The organism is Burkholderia sp. AcTa6-5 (assembly GCF_017815075.1).
GTDB classification, from domain to species: domain Bacteria; phylum Pseudomonadota; class Gammaproteobacteria; order Burkholderiales; family Burkholderiaceae; genus Burkholderia; species Burkholderia sola.
In genome coordinates this window covers 51997-67998 of record NZ_JAGIQE010000033.1, presented here as the reverse complement: position 1 = coordinate 67998, position 16002 = coordinate 51997, and the positions used below count along the sequence as shown (strand labels likewise).

At 68.0% G+C, this 16002-nt stretch carries 14 protein-coding genes; 6 read left to right on the top strand and 8 right to left on the bottom strand.

Annotation, left to right across the window (positions count from 1 at the left end; genetic code table 11):
• Together J8I33_RS30705 and J8I33_RS30700 are read right to left on the bottom strand one after the other, a co-directional pair.
• On the bottom strand, nt 1–92 hold a 92-nt coding region (locus J8I33_RS30705), incomplete at its 3' end, for an SDR family NAD(P)-dependent oxidoreductase (protein ID WP_124488979.1).
• A gap of 52 nt (nt 93–144) precedes the next feature.
• A complete protein-coding gene (locus J8I33_RS30700) occupies nt 145–885 on the bottom strand; it encodes an acetoacetate decarboxylase (RefSeq protein ID WP_050017224.1) in 741 nt (246 codons plus the stop codon).
• A 433-nt stretch (nt 886–1318) separates the two neighbouring features.
• On the opposite strand from J8I33_RS30700, the gene J8I33_RS30695 reads away from it, so the two are divergent.
• Nucleotides 1319–1900, top strand: a complete 582-nt coding sequence (locus tag J8I33_RS30695; RefSeq protein WP_209939699.1) for a phosphatase PAP2 family protein — start codon at nt 1319–1321, stop codon at nt 1898–1900.
• Nucleotides 1901–1925: 25 nt separating this feature from the next.
• Here the strand turns inward: J8I33_RS30695 and J8I33_RS30690 are convergent, their stop codons facing one another.
• From J8I33_RS30690 to J8I33_RS30680, 3 genes are all read right to left on the bottom strand, one after another.
• Nucleotides 1926–2159: a hypothetical protein gene (locus tag J8I33_RS30690; protein ID WP_050017222.1), complete on the bottom strand. Its 234-nt coding sequence runs from the start codon at nt 2157–2159 to the stop codon at nt 1926–1928.
• A 148-nt stretch (nt 2160–2307) separates the two neighbouring features.
• The gene (locus J8I33_RS30685) at nt 2308–3129 is read right to left on the bottom strand and encodes a siderophore-interacting protein (protein WP_209929352.1); all 822 of its coding nucleotides are present in this window, start codon (nt 3127–3129) and stop codon (nt 2308–2310) included.
• Nucleotides 3130–3167: 38 nt separating this feature from the next.
• A complete protein-coding gene (locus tag J8I33_RS30680) occupies nt 3168–3881 on the bottom strand; it encodes a PadR family transcriptional regulator (protein WP_124631489.1) in 714 nt (237 codons plus the stop codon).
• 809 nt (nt 3882–4690) lie between these two features.
• Between J8I33_RS30680 and J8I33_RS30675 the strand changes: the two genes are divergently transcribed.
• The 5 genes from J8I33_RS30675 to J8I33_RS30655 all read left to right on the top strand — a co-directional run bounded on the left by J8I33_RS30675 (nt 4691) and on the right by J8I33_RS30655 (nt 12845).
• Nucleotides 4691–5692: an FHA domain-containing protein gene (locus J8I33_RS30675; RefSeq protein ID WP_209939697.1), complete on the top strand. Its 1002-nt coding sequence runs from the start codon at nt 4691–4693 to the stop codon at nt 5690–5692.
• Nucleotides 5689–9738: a TOMM system kinase/cyclase fusion protein gene (locus tag J8I33_RS30670; RefSeq protein ID WP_209939696.1), complete on the top strand. Its 4050-nt coding sequence runs from the start codon at nt 5689–5691 to the stop codon at nt 9736–9738. The genes J8I33_RS30675 and J8I33_RS30670 overlap by 4 nt, the downstream gene beginning before the upstream one ends.
• Before the next feature lie 33 nt (nt 9739–9771).
• Nucleotides 9772–10116: a BMA_0021/BMA_0022 family TOMM bacteriocin gene (locus J8I33_RS30665; protein ID WP_050017207.1), complete on the top strand. Its 345-nt coding sequence runs from the start codon at nt 9772–9774 to the stop codon at nt 10114–10116.
• A 16-nt stretch (nt 10117–10132) separates the two neighbouring features.
• Complete coding sequence (locus tag J8I33_RS30660; protein WP_050017206.1) at nt 10133–10495, top strand: BMA_0021/BMA_0022 family TOMM bacteriocin; 363 nt, start codon at nt 10133–10135, stop codon at nt 10493–10495.
• Between the two features lie 94 nt (nt 10496–10589).
• Nucleotides 10590–12845: a TOMM precursor leader peptide-binding protein gene (locus J8I33_RS30655; protein ID WP_209939695.1), complete on the top strand. Its 2256-nt coding sequence runs from the start codon at nt 10590–10592 to the stop codon at nt 12843–12845.
• A 67-nt stretch (nt 12846–12912) separates the two neighbouring features.
• Here the strand turns inward: J8I33_RS30655 and J8I33_RS30650 are convergent, their stop codons facing one another.
• From J8I33_RS30650 to J8I33_RS30640, 3 genes are all read right to left on the bottom strand, one after another.
• Nucleotides 12913–14004: a porin gene (locus tag J8I33_RS30650; RefSeq protein WP_209939694.1), complete on the bottom strand. Its 1092-nt coding sequence runs from the start codon at nt 14002–14004 to the stop codon at nt 12913–12915.
• Between the two features lie 176 nt (nt 14005–14180).
• The gene (locus tag J8I33_RS30645) at nt 14181–14903 is read right to left on the bottom strand and encodes an SDR family oxidoreductase (protein ID WP_209939693.1); all 723 of its coding nucleotides are present in this window, start codon (nt 14901–14903) and stop codon (nt 14181–14183) included.
• On the bottom strand, nt 14881–16002 hold the full coding sequence (locus tag J8I33_RS30640; protein ID WP_209939692.1) for a 2,3-butanediol dehydrogenase: 1122 nt from the start codon (nt 16000–16002) through the stop codon (nt 14881–14883). The genes J8I33_RS30645 and J8I33_RS30640 overlap by 23 nt, the downstream gene beginning before the upstream one ends.

Below are 16002 nucleotides of genomic sequence, written 5' to 3'. Positions count from 1 at the left end.
GCGCCTGCCTTGGCCAGTTCCAGCGCGATTTCCTTGCCGATGCCGCTCGCGGCGCCCGTGACGACTGCGGTCTTGCCATTCAGGTTGCTCATGTTCGAATTCCCGTGGTGAAAGGATTGACAGGGAGAAAGGAGTGCGGACGTGTTACTGGGCCAGATAATCGTAGACGACTTCGCCGAGGCCCAATGTCAAATCTGCGACGATGTGCCGGGCTTCGACGATCTCGAGCACGGGCAGGTCGGCCACCGGCGCGAGCGCGTGCGGCGCCAGTTCGAGCGATGCCGGGCCCGTCCATGCGCCCTTCATCTTGATGTCCTGCATGTAATAGCGCACCAGTTCGCATACGCGCGCGGTGCCGTCGACGTGCGGGATGATCTTCAGCAGGAAATTGGGGCCGGCGAGCCGCTTCGTCTGCTCGTCGATGTCGAGTTCCTTGTGCTTGTAGCCCATCGTGCCGGTCGCGACGCGCACCTTGCCGTAGTCGAGCGTGCCGAGGAGGTGATCGGTGTTCACGTGCAGCGTCGGCGACGCGAGCTTCTTCGGGAAACCCCACAGCTCGCGGCCGCCGGCGATCGGCGGGTGATCGTCGAGATACATCGCGAGCGTGTAGCCGCCCGGCTGGCCGTCGTATTCGACGGGGATCACCTGGCCGCTTTCGGTGTAGTCGCCGAAGCCGGTCGAATCGGCCATGCGGATGAATTCGTAATGCACGAGCGGCTCGGTGATTTGCAGCGGCTCGGGGACGATTTCACGAAGGCGGTCCGGATCGGTGCGGTACGTGATGATCAGAAACTCACGATCGACGAAACGGTACGGGCCCATCGGGAACGCAGGGCTGGTCAACGGCATCGCAAACGCTTTCGATCGGACATCGCTGGGTTTCATGCGGACTCCTTGTTGTTGATCGCTTCGTGGATGAGTGGTCGTAATCGTATGCCTGTGCGTTGCCGTTGTGCGATGCCGCATATGGAATTAATTGTTGCCGATTTCGAATTATTTGCGGCGTAAATATTGAGATGAACGGTGTAAAACGGCGGTGTCGGCACCCGGCCGCGTCAGCGTCGCACGCGTCGATGACGCCATCATGTGAAAAAGGTGAGTTTTTACGGGAAGCAGGGTGAGCTTTTGCGGGAAGCCCGGCGCGGAAATATGACAATTGTGTGAACTTGTGTTGCAGTGCAGGTTCTAAGTGCGTTCGCCGCGCGGTCCTCGTCTGGGCGGCTGCCGCCTTAAGCACCGCCTAAGCGGTCACGTCCTAGCATCGTTCGTCTCTGGCCGGGCCACTGGCCGATCATTCATGCCTCACGCAACCGGATTCATGCAGAACCTCAATCTCGCCCTCTTTTCCGCCATCAACGCCGGGGGTGCGCCGCACCCGGGCGTTGCCCGCCTCGCGATCTTCGCCGCCGACTGGCTCGTCTATGCGCTGCCCGCGATGCTGCTGCTGACCTGGATCTTCGGTGCGCGCCCCGCGCGGCGCCAGGCGATCGAAGCCGGCGTCGGCGTCTGCGTGGCGCTCGTGCTCGCGCAGGCGCTCGGGCATGTCTGGTTCTCGCCGCGCCCGTTCATGGCCGGCGTCGGCACGCAGTTGATTCCGCATGCGCCGGACAGCTCGTTTCCGAGCGATCACATGACGTTCGCGTGGAGCATGGCGGTCGGCCTGCTGCTCGGCGGCACGACGCGGGTCACCGGTTTCGTGATGGCCGCGATGGCTGTTGCGATCGCATGGGGGCGCGTCTATGCGGGCGTGCACTGGCCGTTCGACATGGCGGGCGGCGTGCTGGTCGGCACGGTCGGCGCGCTGGCCGCACACCTGTACGGGCACCGCGTGACCGCGCTGCTCGAACGGCTCGGCGATTCGGTGCATGCGGTCGTAATGGGGCGCCGGCAGGCGCCGTAAGCGGAAGGAAACCGGCAGGACGCCGTCAGCCGGACGAGCCCGGTGTGCGGGCCGATTCGGCCGAGGCGGATGGACCGCCACCCGCGTCGCGCAGCTCGGGTGTATCGGCCGGATGCCGCGCGGTATCGCGGTCGAGGGCGCTTTCCGTGAGGATCGCGCACATCGCGACGAACAGCGCGACGACGACCGCGGCGAGGCCGCAATAACCGGCGATCTTCAGGTGGCGAAGGAAAGGCGAAGCGTGGCTTTCTTTTGTCATGACCGGGCGCTCCTGGGCGGGCTGCGGCGGCTGTCGCCCGACAGCGGCGCGCAGACATAGATATATACCAGCCGCGATGCCGGTGCCAAGCCCGCTGCTGCGCGGGCGCCACGATTGTTGCAACCGCCCGGCAACCGGGCGCCCCCGCTCAGTCTTCCAGCGTTTCGTGCACGGCCGCCGCGCCGCGCTTCCAGTAGGCCGCCGCGCGGATGCGCGACTTGTCGATGCCGCGTTCGCCGGTCAGGTGCTGGCGCACCGCGCGCATCGACAGTGCTTCGCCGGCTGCCCACACGTAGCCGTCGCCGGACGGCGGCAGCGGCAGATCGCGGACGGCGTTCAGCAGCGTGTCGCCGTTCGCCGTGTCGGCTTCGGCGCGGAAGCGCCAGATTTCATGCACGTCGGCGCGCGTCTCGAACGAGATCTGCGCGGTGCGATCCGCGACTTCCAGCACGACCGCCGCGCGCGCACCGGCCGGCAGTTCCTCGAGGCGTCGTGCGATGGCCGGCAGCGCCGTATCGTCGCCGATCAGCAAATGCCAGTCGAAATCGGTCGGGACCACGAACGAACCGCGCGGGCCGCCGATCCCGAGCCATTGGCCGACACGCGCTTGCGCGGCCCACTGCGATGCGGGGCCGGGATGGTTCAGCACGAATTCCAGATCGAGTTCTCCGGCGGCGCGATCGAAGCGGCGCGGCGTGAAGTCGCGCGCGACCGGCTTCGGTTCGCCTTCCGGAAATTCGGGGCCGTTCGGGCCGAGCGTCGGCAGCGCGGGCCGTTCCGCGCCGGGCGGCGGGAAAAAGACCTTCACGTGATCGTCGAACGACGCGGATTCGAAATCCGCGAGATCGGGGCCGCCGAGCGTGACGCGCAGCAGGTGCGGCGTCACGGTATGCACGCGCAGCACCTGCAGCAGGCGGAACTTGAGGGTGTGGCGCACGCGGGTGACGGTGCGTTCGGACGTGTTCTGCATCGATCCGTTCTCCTTGGGTGGTGACGGGGCGGCGCGGATCACGCGCCGGCGCCGCCTTCGATTTCAGCCGTCGCGCGGCGCATGATGGCCGCGATGCGGCGCTGTTCGTCGGCATCGGCGGCGCTCTTGTGCAGCAGCGCGCGCTTGAGCGCGAGACGCGCCTCGACGAATTCCGGCAGCCAGCCGGCTTGCGATTCGTCCTGCGCGTCGGCGCCCGCCGATTCCCCGGCGAACGCGCGGCGCATGAATTCCATCTTGCGAGCGAGGTGCGTGAGGCGCGCGAACAGCGTGTCGACTCTTTCGCGCTGGGCGTCGAGATGCACGCGGCCGGCGTCGGTCAGCGCATAGCGCTTGCGGTTGCCTTCCGCCTGCGACGCGACGAAGCCGACTTCGTCGAGATACGTGAGCGCCGGATACACCATGCCGGGGCTCGGACTGTAGAAACCGTTCGAGCGCGTGTCGAGCGCCTTGATCAGTTCGTAGCCGTGGCTCGGTTGTTCGGCCACCAGCGCGAGCAGCAGCAGTTGGAGATCGTCGGAGCTGAACTGGCGGCCGCGCGGCATCGCGTCGTCGCCGAAATCGCCAAAGCCGCCGCGCCCGCCCCGGCCGCCGAACGGGTTGCCACCAAATCCATCGTGGCCGCCGCGACGGTGGCGGCCGATCGCGTACCAGAGACCGGCGAACCAGTCAGGGCGGGCATGCGCACCATGACCGTCGCATCGGGCATGGCCGCGGGAGGGGTTGTGTCGCATGATCGTGTCCCATGTGTCGTAAAACATATCTAAAGATATATATCGAAAGATAGGGCGTCAAGGGGATTATTGGGGGCGGGATGGGGCGTTGTGACGGACGGCTGCCGGCGAGGGGGCGCTGAGCCGTTCTGTCGATATCGCCGGTGAATTGATCCCGGCGAACCGAAGGCCGTGACGCCGTATCCGGGGTTCGGCCATTCGGTTGCCCTCCCGATGCATGGTCGTGCCGACACAGCAGCACTCGCGAACTATCCCGCAACGCATTCGCCCCGGTACGGCGGGATTTATGAACAGATTAAACAGAGTCGATTATAAGAACGCCAGATAAAATTGTTTAAAAAATAGAAACGGTTTTATTTTATTTCCGGCCGATCAAACAAATCTTCCGCTGCGGCCAAGGTGATTAATCCCGCCTTGGGATTCAATGTCGTCGTACTGGCTTGCTCCATCTGGCGGTCGCTTGCACGACGATGAATAATTTAGACCCTTTATTCGCACCCCGAAAATTCATCGAAAATGTAAAGCATTGCAATATAAAACCATGATCCGCGAATTCCGATTGCGACGCGTGATTTTATTTGGCAGGATTTTCATCGAGGGGCACGATTTTAAAACAACAAAGCGGTCGACAATTCAATTTACCGAAATAACGCGCGACGCTTGGCACCCCGTGGCAGGGAAGCTGGCTAGAAAAACAGGTAACGAGACGGCGAACGGGCGGCACCGTTCGCGATCATTGAATCAATCGCTTGTCCGGCAGCGTCGATGCGTCACTCGAACGAGCCGGGCGAATCCGACACGGGGCGGCCATGGCGATACTCAAGAAAGACGCGTCCGGAGAAGCATGCCTGCTCCGCGCGTATCACGTGTTCGGTCGCGACGACGCACGCTGCGACACGGTCATCCGGGACGGCTCGGTGTCCCGCGTCCATGCCCATATCCGCTGGATCGGCGGGTGCTGGGAGCTCCACGATCACAGCAGCAACGGCACGTCGGTATCGGGCGTAGCGCTGCGCGACGGCGAGCATGCAGTGCTGCGGCAAGGCGACGTGATCCGCTTCGGCAGGGCCGGTGTCGCGCCGTGGCGCGTCGAGTCGCTCGACGATCCGGCCGACACGCTGTGGCCGATACGCGGCGCCGCCGCGCCGATCGTGCTCGCGCCGCACCAGATCCTGCCGGCCCCGGCCACGCAGCCGGTTACGATCGTCCGCTCGCCCACCGGCGAATGGCTATGCGACGACACATTGCCGCCGCGCGCGCTCCATGACGGTGACGAAGTGTCGACCGGCGACTTCGCATGGCGCCTCGCCCTCGCGCGCCACGGCTCGACGGTGATGCTCGCCGCCCGCGCCGATCCGGCCGTGCCGGCGCAATTGCTCGAATTCTTCGTCAGCCGGAACGAGGAGCACGTGCGCATGCTGCTGCATGTCCGCGGCGGCGTGGTCGACCTCGGCGAGCGCGCCCATCACTATGGTCTCGTCACGCTTGCCCGCGCCCGCTCGGCCGACATGCAGGCCGGGTACGACGCCGCCACGCAGGGATGGATCGAACTCGACCGGCTCGCGCGCATGCTCGGCATCGACGCGTCCCATGTCAACGTGCAGATTCATCGCGCCCGAAGCCAGTTCGCGGCGCTGCCCGGGCTGGGCGCGAGCCAGCTCGTCGAGCGTCGGCGCGGCAGCGTCCGCTTCGGCGATGTTCCGTTCCGGATCATGCGCGGCGAGCATCTCGAATGCGAGTCGGTGCCGGCCGTCGGGCCGCGTATCGGCCTGCCGCGCGCGGTGCCGGCCCCGGTCGTCCAGTGCTCGTGAACGCGGGAGAACCGGCCGTGCTGACGAGCGCACCCCGCGCCGCCGCGGGACCACTCGCGCGTGAACCGCAGCGGCACGCGGTGCCTTTCGCGACGCTTGCCGGTAAATGGCATTACCGGCTCGGCGCGCTGCTCGGCGAAGGCGGCAACGGTGTGGTGTTTCGCGCGACCTGCGACGAGACGGGGCAAGCCGTCGCGATCAAGCTGATGCGCGACGACGCCGCGCTGATCGCGCCGGAGCGCATGCGCCGGCGCGCGCGCTTCCGGCGCGAGACGAGCCTGTGCGAGGCGCTGCGGCATCCGAACATCGTGGCGCTGCTGGACCAGGGGGAAGCGCCGGACGGGCGGCTGTTCGCCGTATTCGAACTGGTCGAAGGCCGGACGGTGCGCGACCGGCTCGCGGTGGACGGGCCGCTGTCGGCCGTCGATACCGGGCGGCTGATGACGGAGGTGCTCGACGCGCTCGCGGCCGCCCATCGGCGCGGCATCGTGCATCGCGATCTGAAGCCGCAGAACATCGTGATCGCGATGGCCGACGACGGGCCGCACGCGAAGCTGCTCGATTTCGGCATCGGTGCATTGCTGCCCGGTGCCGAAGACATCGCGCGCGAGACGGCGACGCTCGCGACCGAGGTGCTCGGCTCGCCACCCTACTGCGCGCCGGAGCAATTGCGCAACGAGCCGCCGACGCCCGCCAGCGATCTGTATGCGTGGGGCCTGATCGTGATCGAATGCCTGACGGGCGAGGTGGTCATGCAGGGCGCCAGTGTGGCCGAGATCGTCTATCGACAACTGAGCCCGGTGGATGTCGCGCTTCCGCCGTCGATCGCGTCGCTTCCGCTCGGCGCGGTATTGCGGGATGCGCTGAACAAGAATCCGCGCCAGCGCGCCGCGTCGGCCGAGGCGCTCGCGGCGCGGTTTCGTGCGCTCAACTTCGCCGCGCTCGTCGGCCAGTTCGACGCCGCTCGCGCCGGCCGGCAGACGCGCTCGCGCCCGCTCGCGCCGCGCGGCGAAACGATCGTCGAGGCGGGCGAGTATCGGCAGATCACCACGCTGTGCTGCTGCGTGACGATTGCCGGAGAGGGCCGCGAACGCCATGCCGGAACCGAGCACGGCATCGCGCTCGACGGCTACGAGGAGCAGTGGCTGACGAAGTGCGCCGATATCGCGGTCGGGTATGGCGCGCATGCGGGCGGACAGCTCGGCGACACGCTGCTGTTTCATTTCGGCCTGCAGGGCGACATTGACCGGCCCGCCCGCCGTGCGGCGCGGGCGGCGCTCGACATGGTGCGCGTGGCCGAGCGCGCGCGGTTGCCGGCGCTGACGGCTGCCGGCGGGCATGCGGCCGGCGCGGAAGAAGGTTGGCGGGTCGAAGTGGCGGCCGCGATTCATGTCGGGCGGGTGCTCGCGCATGCGTCGCACATGTCGGGCGTATCGACGGCCGCCGCGGCGTCGCGGCTGCTCCGGCTGGCAGGCCCCGGACAGATCCTGATCAGCGACGATGCGCGGCTCGTGCTCGAACGGCATGCCGATGCCCGGCCGACCGCGTTGCGGCTGGCGCGGGCGGGCCTCGTGTCGCAGCCGGTTCATGAATTGCTCGGCGAGCGGCATGCCGATACGCCGTTCGATTCGCTCGATGCCGACAGGCGGACGCCCATGGTCGGCCGCGCACGCGAGCTCGACGCACTGCTGCGCGCGTGGCAGGACACGCATGGGCGGCATCGCCGCGCGGCGCGTGGCGAGCCGGTACCGCTCGGTGTGCCGAGGCTCGTCGTCGGCGACGCGGGCTTCGGCAAGTCGCGGCTCGTGCACGAGCTGTGCGAGGCCGTGCGGACACGCGGCCACGCGTTCGCGCAGTGCGGGTGCCTGCCCGAACGCGAGAATCATGCGTTGTTCCCGATCCTGCGGTTCATCGCCGCGCACTGGCATGTCGATGCCGAGCGCGCGCCCGGCATGGCGCTCGCGGCGATCGACGCGATGATCGCGCCGCTCGATTGCGATCATGCGGCGGCGCGTGTCGCGCTCGCGACCTGGCTCGGGCTGCCCTGCGATGCGAATGGGCTGCTGTGGTCGAGCGCGCGCGAGCAGCACGCACTGTTCGACGTCCTCGAACAACTGATCGTGTCGCTCGGCAACGGCGCGCCGGTGCTGCTCGTGATCGAGGACGTTCAGTGGCTCGATCGCTCGACCGAGGATTTTCTCGCGTATCTGCACCGCTCGCCGCGCGCAGCGGCACTGTGCATCGTGCTCACGTCGCGCCCCGACAAGCTCGCGCGCTGGCGCGGCGCGACCGACCGCGTGGTGCTGCGCCGCCTGCCGCGCGACGACGCGCAGCGCCTGATGTCGGCGCATCTGGGCCCGGGCGCGGTCGATCCGGCGTGGCTCGACCGGCTCGCCGATCGCACCGCGGGCATCCCGCTGTTCATCGAGGCCGTCGCGCGCGAACTGGTGGTGAGCGGCGCGGATGGTCTGCTCATCGAGCCATCGGCAACGGACCCGTATCCGTTGCCGCTCAGTCTCGGCGGCATGCTCGGTCTGGCGTTCGACCGGCTCGACGATGCGCGCGGTACCGCGCAGCTCGCCGCGACCATCGGGCTCGAAGTGGATGCGCAACTGCTCGCCGATGCGTCGCCGCACGACCGCGCCACACTCGACGCCCATCTGCGGCTCCTGCTCGAAGAACGGATCGTGTATGCGCAACATCGGCGCGATCGCGTGTTCTATGCGTTTCGCCATGCGCTGATTCGCGACGCCGCATACGAATCGATGCCGCCTGCCGTGCGGCGCGGCAACCATGCGCGTGTCGGCCGCGCGCTGCTCGCGCACGCCGATCGCGGCGCGGGTGCGCATGCGTTCGGCATCGCCGGGCACTTCGCGCGGGCAGGCGCATGCGCGGACGCGATCGCGCACGGCATCGACGCGGCGCGTCGCGCGCTCGAACGGTCGCGATACGACGACGCGATCCGCTACGGGCAGGCCGTGTTCGACTGGCTCGCCACCGCCGACCACGCGCAGCGCGAGCACGACAGCGCGCGCATCCGCGCCACGTTGACGCACGCGACGATGGCGCGATTCGGCTGGGCCGATCCGCAGGTACGCGAGCATGCGGAGCAGTTGCTGCGGCAGACGCAGACGCTCGACGATCCCGAACTCGAGATCAGCGCGTTGTGGACGCTGTCGACGTGCTACCACGTCGCCGGTGACCGCCCGACCGTGCGCCGGATCGGCAAGCGGCTCGACACGCTCGCGACCGAGCGCGGCGATGCGGGCGTGCAGGTGGCGGCAGACGCGATGCGCGGCATGAGCCTCTGGGTCGATGGCGACTATGCGCGCGCCCGTGCCGCGTTCGACGCGGTGCTGGCCGGCTACGACGTGCGACGCGACGCGGGGCACCGGCGCATCCTCGGGCTCGATACGCGCGCATGGACGATGGCGTCGCTCGCCAGCGTGCGCTGGTGCATGGACGACGATCCCCAGCCGTCGCTCGCGATGGCGCGCGAAGCCGTGTATTGCGCGACCTGCCTCGATCATCTGCCGACGCTCGGCGTCACGATGATGTACCTTGCGCGCACGCATCAGCTCGCGGGCGACCGCGATGCGGCGCGATCCGTGTCGGAAGCGATTCTCCGGCTGGCGGACGCGCACCGGCTGCGCGCGGTCGGGCACTACGCCGCGATCATTCACGCGTGGACGCAACGCGATCGCGCGGGCGTCGTCGCGCATCTCGACGCGCAGCGGCAGTCGGGCGGCCTGCTCGGGCTGACCTACTACGCGTCGCTGCTTGCAGAGCTGGATGCCGAACGCGGCGACTACGACGCGGCGCTCGCGCAGATCGGGGCGTGCCTCGCCTGGTGCGATTCGAGCGGCGAACGGTATTACGAAGCCCAGTTGTGGCTGAAGCGGAGCGAGTACTTGCGCCGTGCCGATCCGCGTTGCGGCGGGGTGGCCGCGCTGGACGCGTGTCGGCGCGCAGTCGAAATTGCAAGGACGGCGGGCATGGGCCGGATCGCCAGGCTCGCCGAAGCGATGTTGCAGTCGTTGCCGTAAGCAGTTCAAACCGTCATTCAGGAGAACAGACCGATGAGCAAGGATCTTCGATTGCCGACGTACGAACAGTTTCTCGAATACCGCGCGACCGTCATTCGGGCGATCGCCCTCGCCTGGCATTCACCGGCGTTTCTCGACAAGCTCGAGGCCGATCCGGTCCATGCGTTGCGCGAGCAGTTCGACTATCACTTTCCGTTCAAGCTCGACCTGAAGGTGCAGGTCAAATCGTCGGAATGGACGCCGACTGTCAACGGCGACTGGACGGCCGGCCAGAAAAACAAGCTCACGCTGTATCTGCCGCCCGCGCCGGCGGACGAGACGCAGTTCGCGCAGGCGCTGGCCGCGTACAACGCGGACCACATCACCATCATGGAATGACTCCGGAGAAACCGACATGGCAAAGGACAACGCCAATCCGACGCTCGAATCGATGCTGGAGTTTCAGAAGATCTATCTGCGTGCGATCGCGCTTTCATGGCGAGATCCGGCGTTCAAGGCCGAATTGCTCGACCGGCCGCTGGATACGCTCGCGAAATACTTCGGCTATCAGTGTCCGTGGATCATCGACATCGACATCGAGAAGACGGGCGCCGATCATGGCTGGACGAGCGACGGGAAAGGCGGCGGGAGCTGGAACCTGCCACGCAACGTGATGACCGTCGGCATACCGGCGCAGCCGGCACGCCTGGACGAGGAGGCGGTGGCGCTCGCGGCCTACTGCGACGCGGGGCCGTGCTACCTGTTCACCTGCTGCTGACCGGGCGCGGCCGACCCGCGCACCGTCGCGCGGCCCGAGGGCGGTTGCCCAGGCCGCGCGACGTTTGTCCGACCCCGTCGCACGGAACCCGACGATGCTCGATGATCTCTCGCGCGTATTGCGCTTCAAGCCGCATTTGCTCGTGCTCGATGCCGGGCCCGAGACCCTGTTCGTCGTCGACGAATTCAAGCGCGCGATGCTGTCCGGCGCAATCTTCGTGCGGATCGCCGCGTGCCTGCGGGCGCGCATGACGACTGCCGAGATCGTGACGTCGCTTGCCCGCACGTTCGGCGAATGGGAGGTGCTCGCGCGGCTCGACCATCTGGTGCGGCGCGGCTACGTGCGCGCCGATCCGCCGCACGGCGACGACGCGGCGCGCGGTTTCTTCGAGCGCGCCGGGCTCGACGGCGACGCCGCGTGCGCGCGCGTGGCGCAACTGCGTGTCGCGGTGGAGACGTTCGGCGCGGACGGCGCGGCGCTCCGGCGCGCACTCGACACGGCCGGCATCGGCGTCGTGAAGGATGCCGAACTGACCGTCGCGATCGTCGATACGCACGACCGTGACGATCTCGCCGCGTGCGCCGCCCGCGTGGCGGCGCGCGGCGGTGTGCTGCTCGTCGTGGCGACCGGCGGCGTGCAGACGCTGATCGGGCCGTTGCTGGCCGGCAGCGGTAACGGCAGTGGCGTCGGCGCGCTTGCCGATGCGCCGTGCATCGAATGCGTGCGCTACTGGATTCGCATCAACCGGCCGGTCGAGGCGCTGCTGGCGCGCCACCATGGCAGCGACGCGACGCATGTGCCGCCGGCCACCTCGCGTGCGGGGGCCGCGGCGGCCGCGGCGCTCCTGGCCGCGACGGTCGAGCAGATCGCCGTCAATCGCGCGATCGCGGAACGTGCGCAAACGCACATCGTCGCGCATCGCCTCGACACGCTGGCCGTCGAACCGCACCGCGTGATCCGGCGACCGCAATGCCCGTGCTGCGGGAATCCCGCGTGGATGCGCGAGCAGGCGGCGCGTGCGCCGCGGCTCGCCGGGTCGGTGCCGTTGGCGCGCGCCGACGGTGGCTACCGGGCCGCCGAGCCGCAGCAGGTGTTCGCGCGCCACGCGCATCTGATTTCGCCGGTCAGCGGCGCAATCGCGTATCTGCATCCGATGCCGAAGCGGCACGCGGGCCTGCGCAAGGTCTATGCATCGGGTTTTCTCGTGTGCCCGGCTGCCGTACCGGACGGCAACCGGTTCGACAGGCTCTGCTCCGGCAAGGGCCGCACCGACGAGCAGGCTCGCACGAGTGCGCTGTGCGAAGCGCTCGAACGGTTCAGCAGCGTGTACCAGGGCGACGAGGCGACGGTGACCGGCAGCATCGACAGCCTGCGCGCCGATCCGGCTTGCGACGCCGAGCCGATCCATGTGAACGATCTTCAGCAATTCAGCGAACGGCAATTCGACACGCGCGACGCGATCAACGCGTTGACACGCGATGTCCGCAAGCAGGTGCCGCCGCGCTTCACGTCGTGCGACGCGATCGACTGGACGCCTGCGTGGTCGCTCGTGACCGGCCGGCGCCGTCTCGTGCCGCTGAGCTACTGCTACGCGGAAACGCCCGACAGTGCGCGGGTACCGGCCGCCTGCGTGCACAACCCGAACGGCTGCGCGGCCGGGTCGAGCCTCGACGAAGCGATTCTGCAGGGCATGCTCGAATTGATCGAGCGCGATGCGGTCGCGATCTGGTGGTACAACCGGATCGAACGCCCCGGCATCGATCTCGCGAGTTTCGACGATCCGTATTTCGACGCGCTCGTGCACGAATACGCGACGTTCGGATGGCGGGTGTGGGCGCTCGACATCACGACCGATCTCGCGGTGCCGACCGTGGTCGCGCTCGCGGAAAATCTGCAGGACGGGCGTTTCTCGATTGGCTTCGGTTGCCATCCGGACGGCCGGATCGCGGTGCAGCGGGCGCTGACCGAGGTCAACCAGTTGCTCGACATCGCGGCGGATGCGCCGCATCCATGGGATCGCGACAAGCTTTCGTCGACCGGATTTCTGTATCCGGCGGCGAGCACGCCCGCGACGACGCATTCGACGTGGCAGTCGATCGATGCCGCGTCGTTGCCGGCGGCGATCGCGCAGTGCGTCGGACGCATCGCGGCGGCCGGGATGGACGTGCTCGTCGTCGACAAGACGCGGCCCGACATCGGCTTGTCCGTGGTGCAGGTAATCGCGCCGGGGCTGTGCCATTTCTGGCCGCGTTTCGGCGCGCGACGGCTTTATTCGGTTCCGGTGGCGCTGGGTTGGCGTGCGCAGCCGTGCGACGAAACGGCGCTGAATCCGGCGCTGCTGTTTCTGTGACCTTGACTGCGGAATCGTGTGGTCGGCGAACGGCGCGGGCTGCCCAACGCCGACAACCCGCGCCGCATCAGAACCGCGTACTGAAGCCGATGCGCGCGATCGACTGCAACGCGCCGCTCGACGCGCCGTTCGCATCCATCACGCCGTTGATCTGCGCGTTGCTGCCGTGGCTCGCGCGTTGATGCACACCGGCCACATACACCATCGTGCGCTTCGACAGCCAGTACTGGACGGCGGCGAGCAACTGGTGCGCGTGCGCGTTTTCGAGCGTGTCGTTGCCTTTCATGTACGTGTAGCTCGCGCCGATCACCCATGCCGGCGACGGCCGCCACGCGGCACCGGCTTCCGCCGACCACGCGAGCGCGCCATTCCGCGCGTTGTGCACGGTCGTGAAGAGCGCCTTCCCGGTGACCGTGCCGACCGTGTAGTGCACGCCCGCGCCCCAGTTGCGCACGCTGGTGGGCGGCAGCCCGTCGGCCGCGCCGTATTTCTGGTTCGTATAGGCGGCGCCCGCGCCGAACGGGCCGTGGTCGTAGCTTGCGCCGACGCTGACCGTGTTGTTCGCGCCGATCGACCCCGCGACGTTGCCGAAGCCGTACAGCGCGCCGAAGCTCAGGCCCGACAGCGACGGGCTCGTGTACTTGACCGAATTCGCGACGCGATTGCTGCCCGCGACGCGGTCCCAGTCGAATGCGCCGGTCGGATTGTTCGGCAGCGCGAGCCGGTCGAACGGCCCGTTGCGAAAGCCGTACAGGCCGACGAGATCCTGCGCGATCTCGTTGCCGCTGGCGGCCAGCGCATCGACCATGAACTCGTACTGGTTGCCGAGCGTCAGCGTGCCGTACCGGTCGTTCTGCAACCCGACATAGGCCGTGCGCGCGAACAGCCCGCCGCCGATGATCGCGCCGTTGCCGAGCGAATACTGGTTGACGAGCCGAAAGATCGCCCGCGTGCCCGCGCCGAGATCCTCCTTGCCCTCGAAGCCGAGCAGGTTCGGAAAGAAGATGTTGTCGTCGAATTTCGCGGCGCCGTGGCCGCCTTGGTTGCTGACGTAGCTGATGCCGGTATCCATCAGCCCGAACATCGTCACGCTGCTCTGGGCGAACGCCGCCGCCGGAAGCGTGCAGGCCGCGACCGCCAGAAAGGTCTTTTTCGTCATCTCCAAAGTGCTCCTCACATGATCCGATCGAGCCGGAATATTTTTAGTCGGACTACTGATTGATATGAAGAAACATGAACCGGGCGAACCCGGTTCAGCGACAGTCAAAGCAAGCCGTGGCGCGCAACGGGCATCAGCAGGCCTCGTCGATCCTCCGATGCGCCGCGCGCCATGCGCTAGACCGTCGAATACCCGCCGTCCACCGGCACGACCGCGCCGGTGACGAACGACGCGCCGGACGAGCACAGGAACAGGATCACTTCCGCGACTTCGTCGGCCGTGCCCCAGCGCCCGAGCGGCGTGCGCTCGAGGATGCGACGCGACGCCAGCGTGTCGGCCATCAGCCCGCTGCTGAGAGGCGTGTCGATCCAGCCCGGTGCGACCGCGTTCACGCGGATCGCATGATCGGCCCACGCTTGCGCGAGCGAACGCGTGAGCTGCGCGATGCCGCCCTTGCTCGCGCTGTACGCGGGCCGGTCCTTGCTGCCGAAGTACGTGTACATCGACGCGATATTGACGATGCTGCCGCCGTGCGCCGCCAGCGCGGGCCGCGCGGCGTCGGATGCCCGCATCACCGACGTCAGGTTCACGTTCAGCACGTGCTCGAACTGATCCATCCGGTATTCGTCTGCGTGGCGGCTGATGCCGACGCCGTTGACGAGCACGTCGAGCCGCGGCAGCGCGGCGATCGTGCGCGTCAGTGCATCGCCGTCGGCCACGTCGAGTTCCACGCAACGGATGCCGGCATGCACGGGCGCATGCGGGCCGGTTGCGTCGAGCCCGAATGCGACGACCGATGCGCCGGCCTGCGCGAACCGCAGCGCGGTGCGCGCGCCGATGCCCGACGTGCCGCCCGTCACGACGACGGACTGCCCTTCAAACGTCCACAGACGACTCATGCTCGACACTCCCGATGGTGGTGGCGCGGCGGGCCGGCCGCTGCGCGGGTGAAACGAGGATCTTGATCTGCGTGCGGTCGGCGAGCAGCGCGTCGAAGCCGTCGGCGACGGCATCTTCGAGCGCGACCGTGCGCGTGACGATCGACGCGAGATCGAGCGCGCCCGACGCGACGATGCGCAGCAGGTCTTCGTACGCATGCCGGTAGCCGACGCTCGCGGTGAAGGTCAGCTCGTCGTTGACCGCGCGAAACGAGTCGAAACCGGCATGCGGCATCAGGCCGACCATCACGACGCGACCGCCCTTGCGCAATGCCCGCATCGCCGATTCGAACGTGGCCTGCAAGCCGGCCGCTTCGAAGCTCGTATCGACGCCGAGGCCGCCCGTGGCCGCGCGAATCGCGTCCTGCAACGCAGACGCTTCGAGCTCGCGCGCGTCGAACGCATGGGTCGCGCCGAAGCGCGTGGCGGCCGCGAGCCGTTCGGGCGACACGTCGACGGCGACGATCGTCGCCGCGCCCTGCAGCTTCGCGAGCATGATCAGCAGCAGGCCGATCGGCCCGAGCCCGAACACCGCGCAGGTGTCGCCGAGCCGCAGTTCGCCGCGCCGCAGCGCGTGCAGCGCCACGGCGGCCGGCTCCATCACCGCGGCCTGTTCGAGGCTCACGCCGTCCGGCAGGCGATGCAGCATGTAGGCCGGCACGACCGCGAAGTCGGCCATCCCGCCGTCGCCCATCAGCCCGGCGAAGCCCATCGACACGCACAGGTTGTACGACCCGGAGCGGCAGTACGCGCACTGGCTGCAGCGATACTCGGGCTCGACCGCGACGCGGTCGCCCGCGCGCAGCGTCGTCACGCGTTCGCCGACTTCGACGACGGTTCCACAGAACTCGTGGCCGAGCGTCAGCGGCGCGGTGCGGCGCGACAGCGGATGCGGCGCATCGACCGGAATCGCGTGCGGGCCGTCCGCGTATTCGTGCAGGTCGCTGCCGCAGATGCCGCAATACGCGACCGCGATGCGCACGTCGCCGGGGCCGACGCGCGGCGTGTCGATTTCCACGAGACGGACGTCGCGCGGGCCATGCCATTGAAGTGCGCGCAT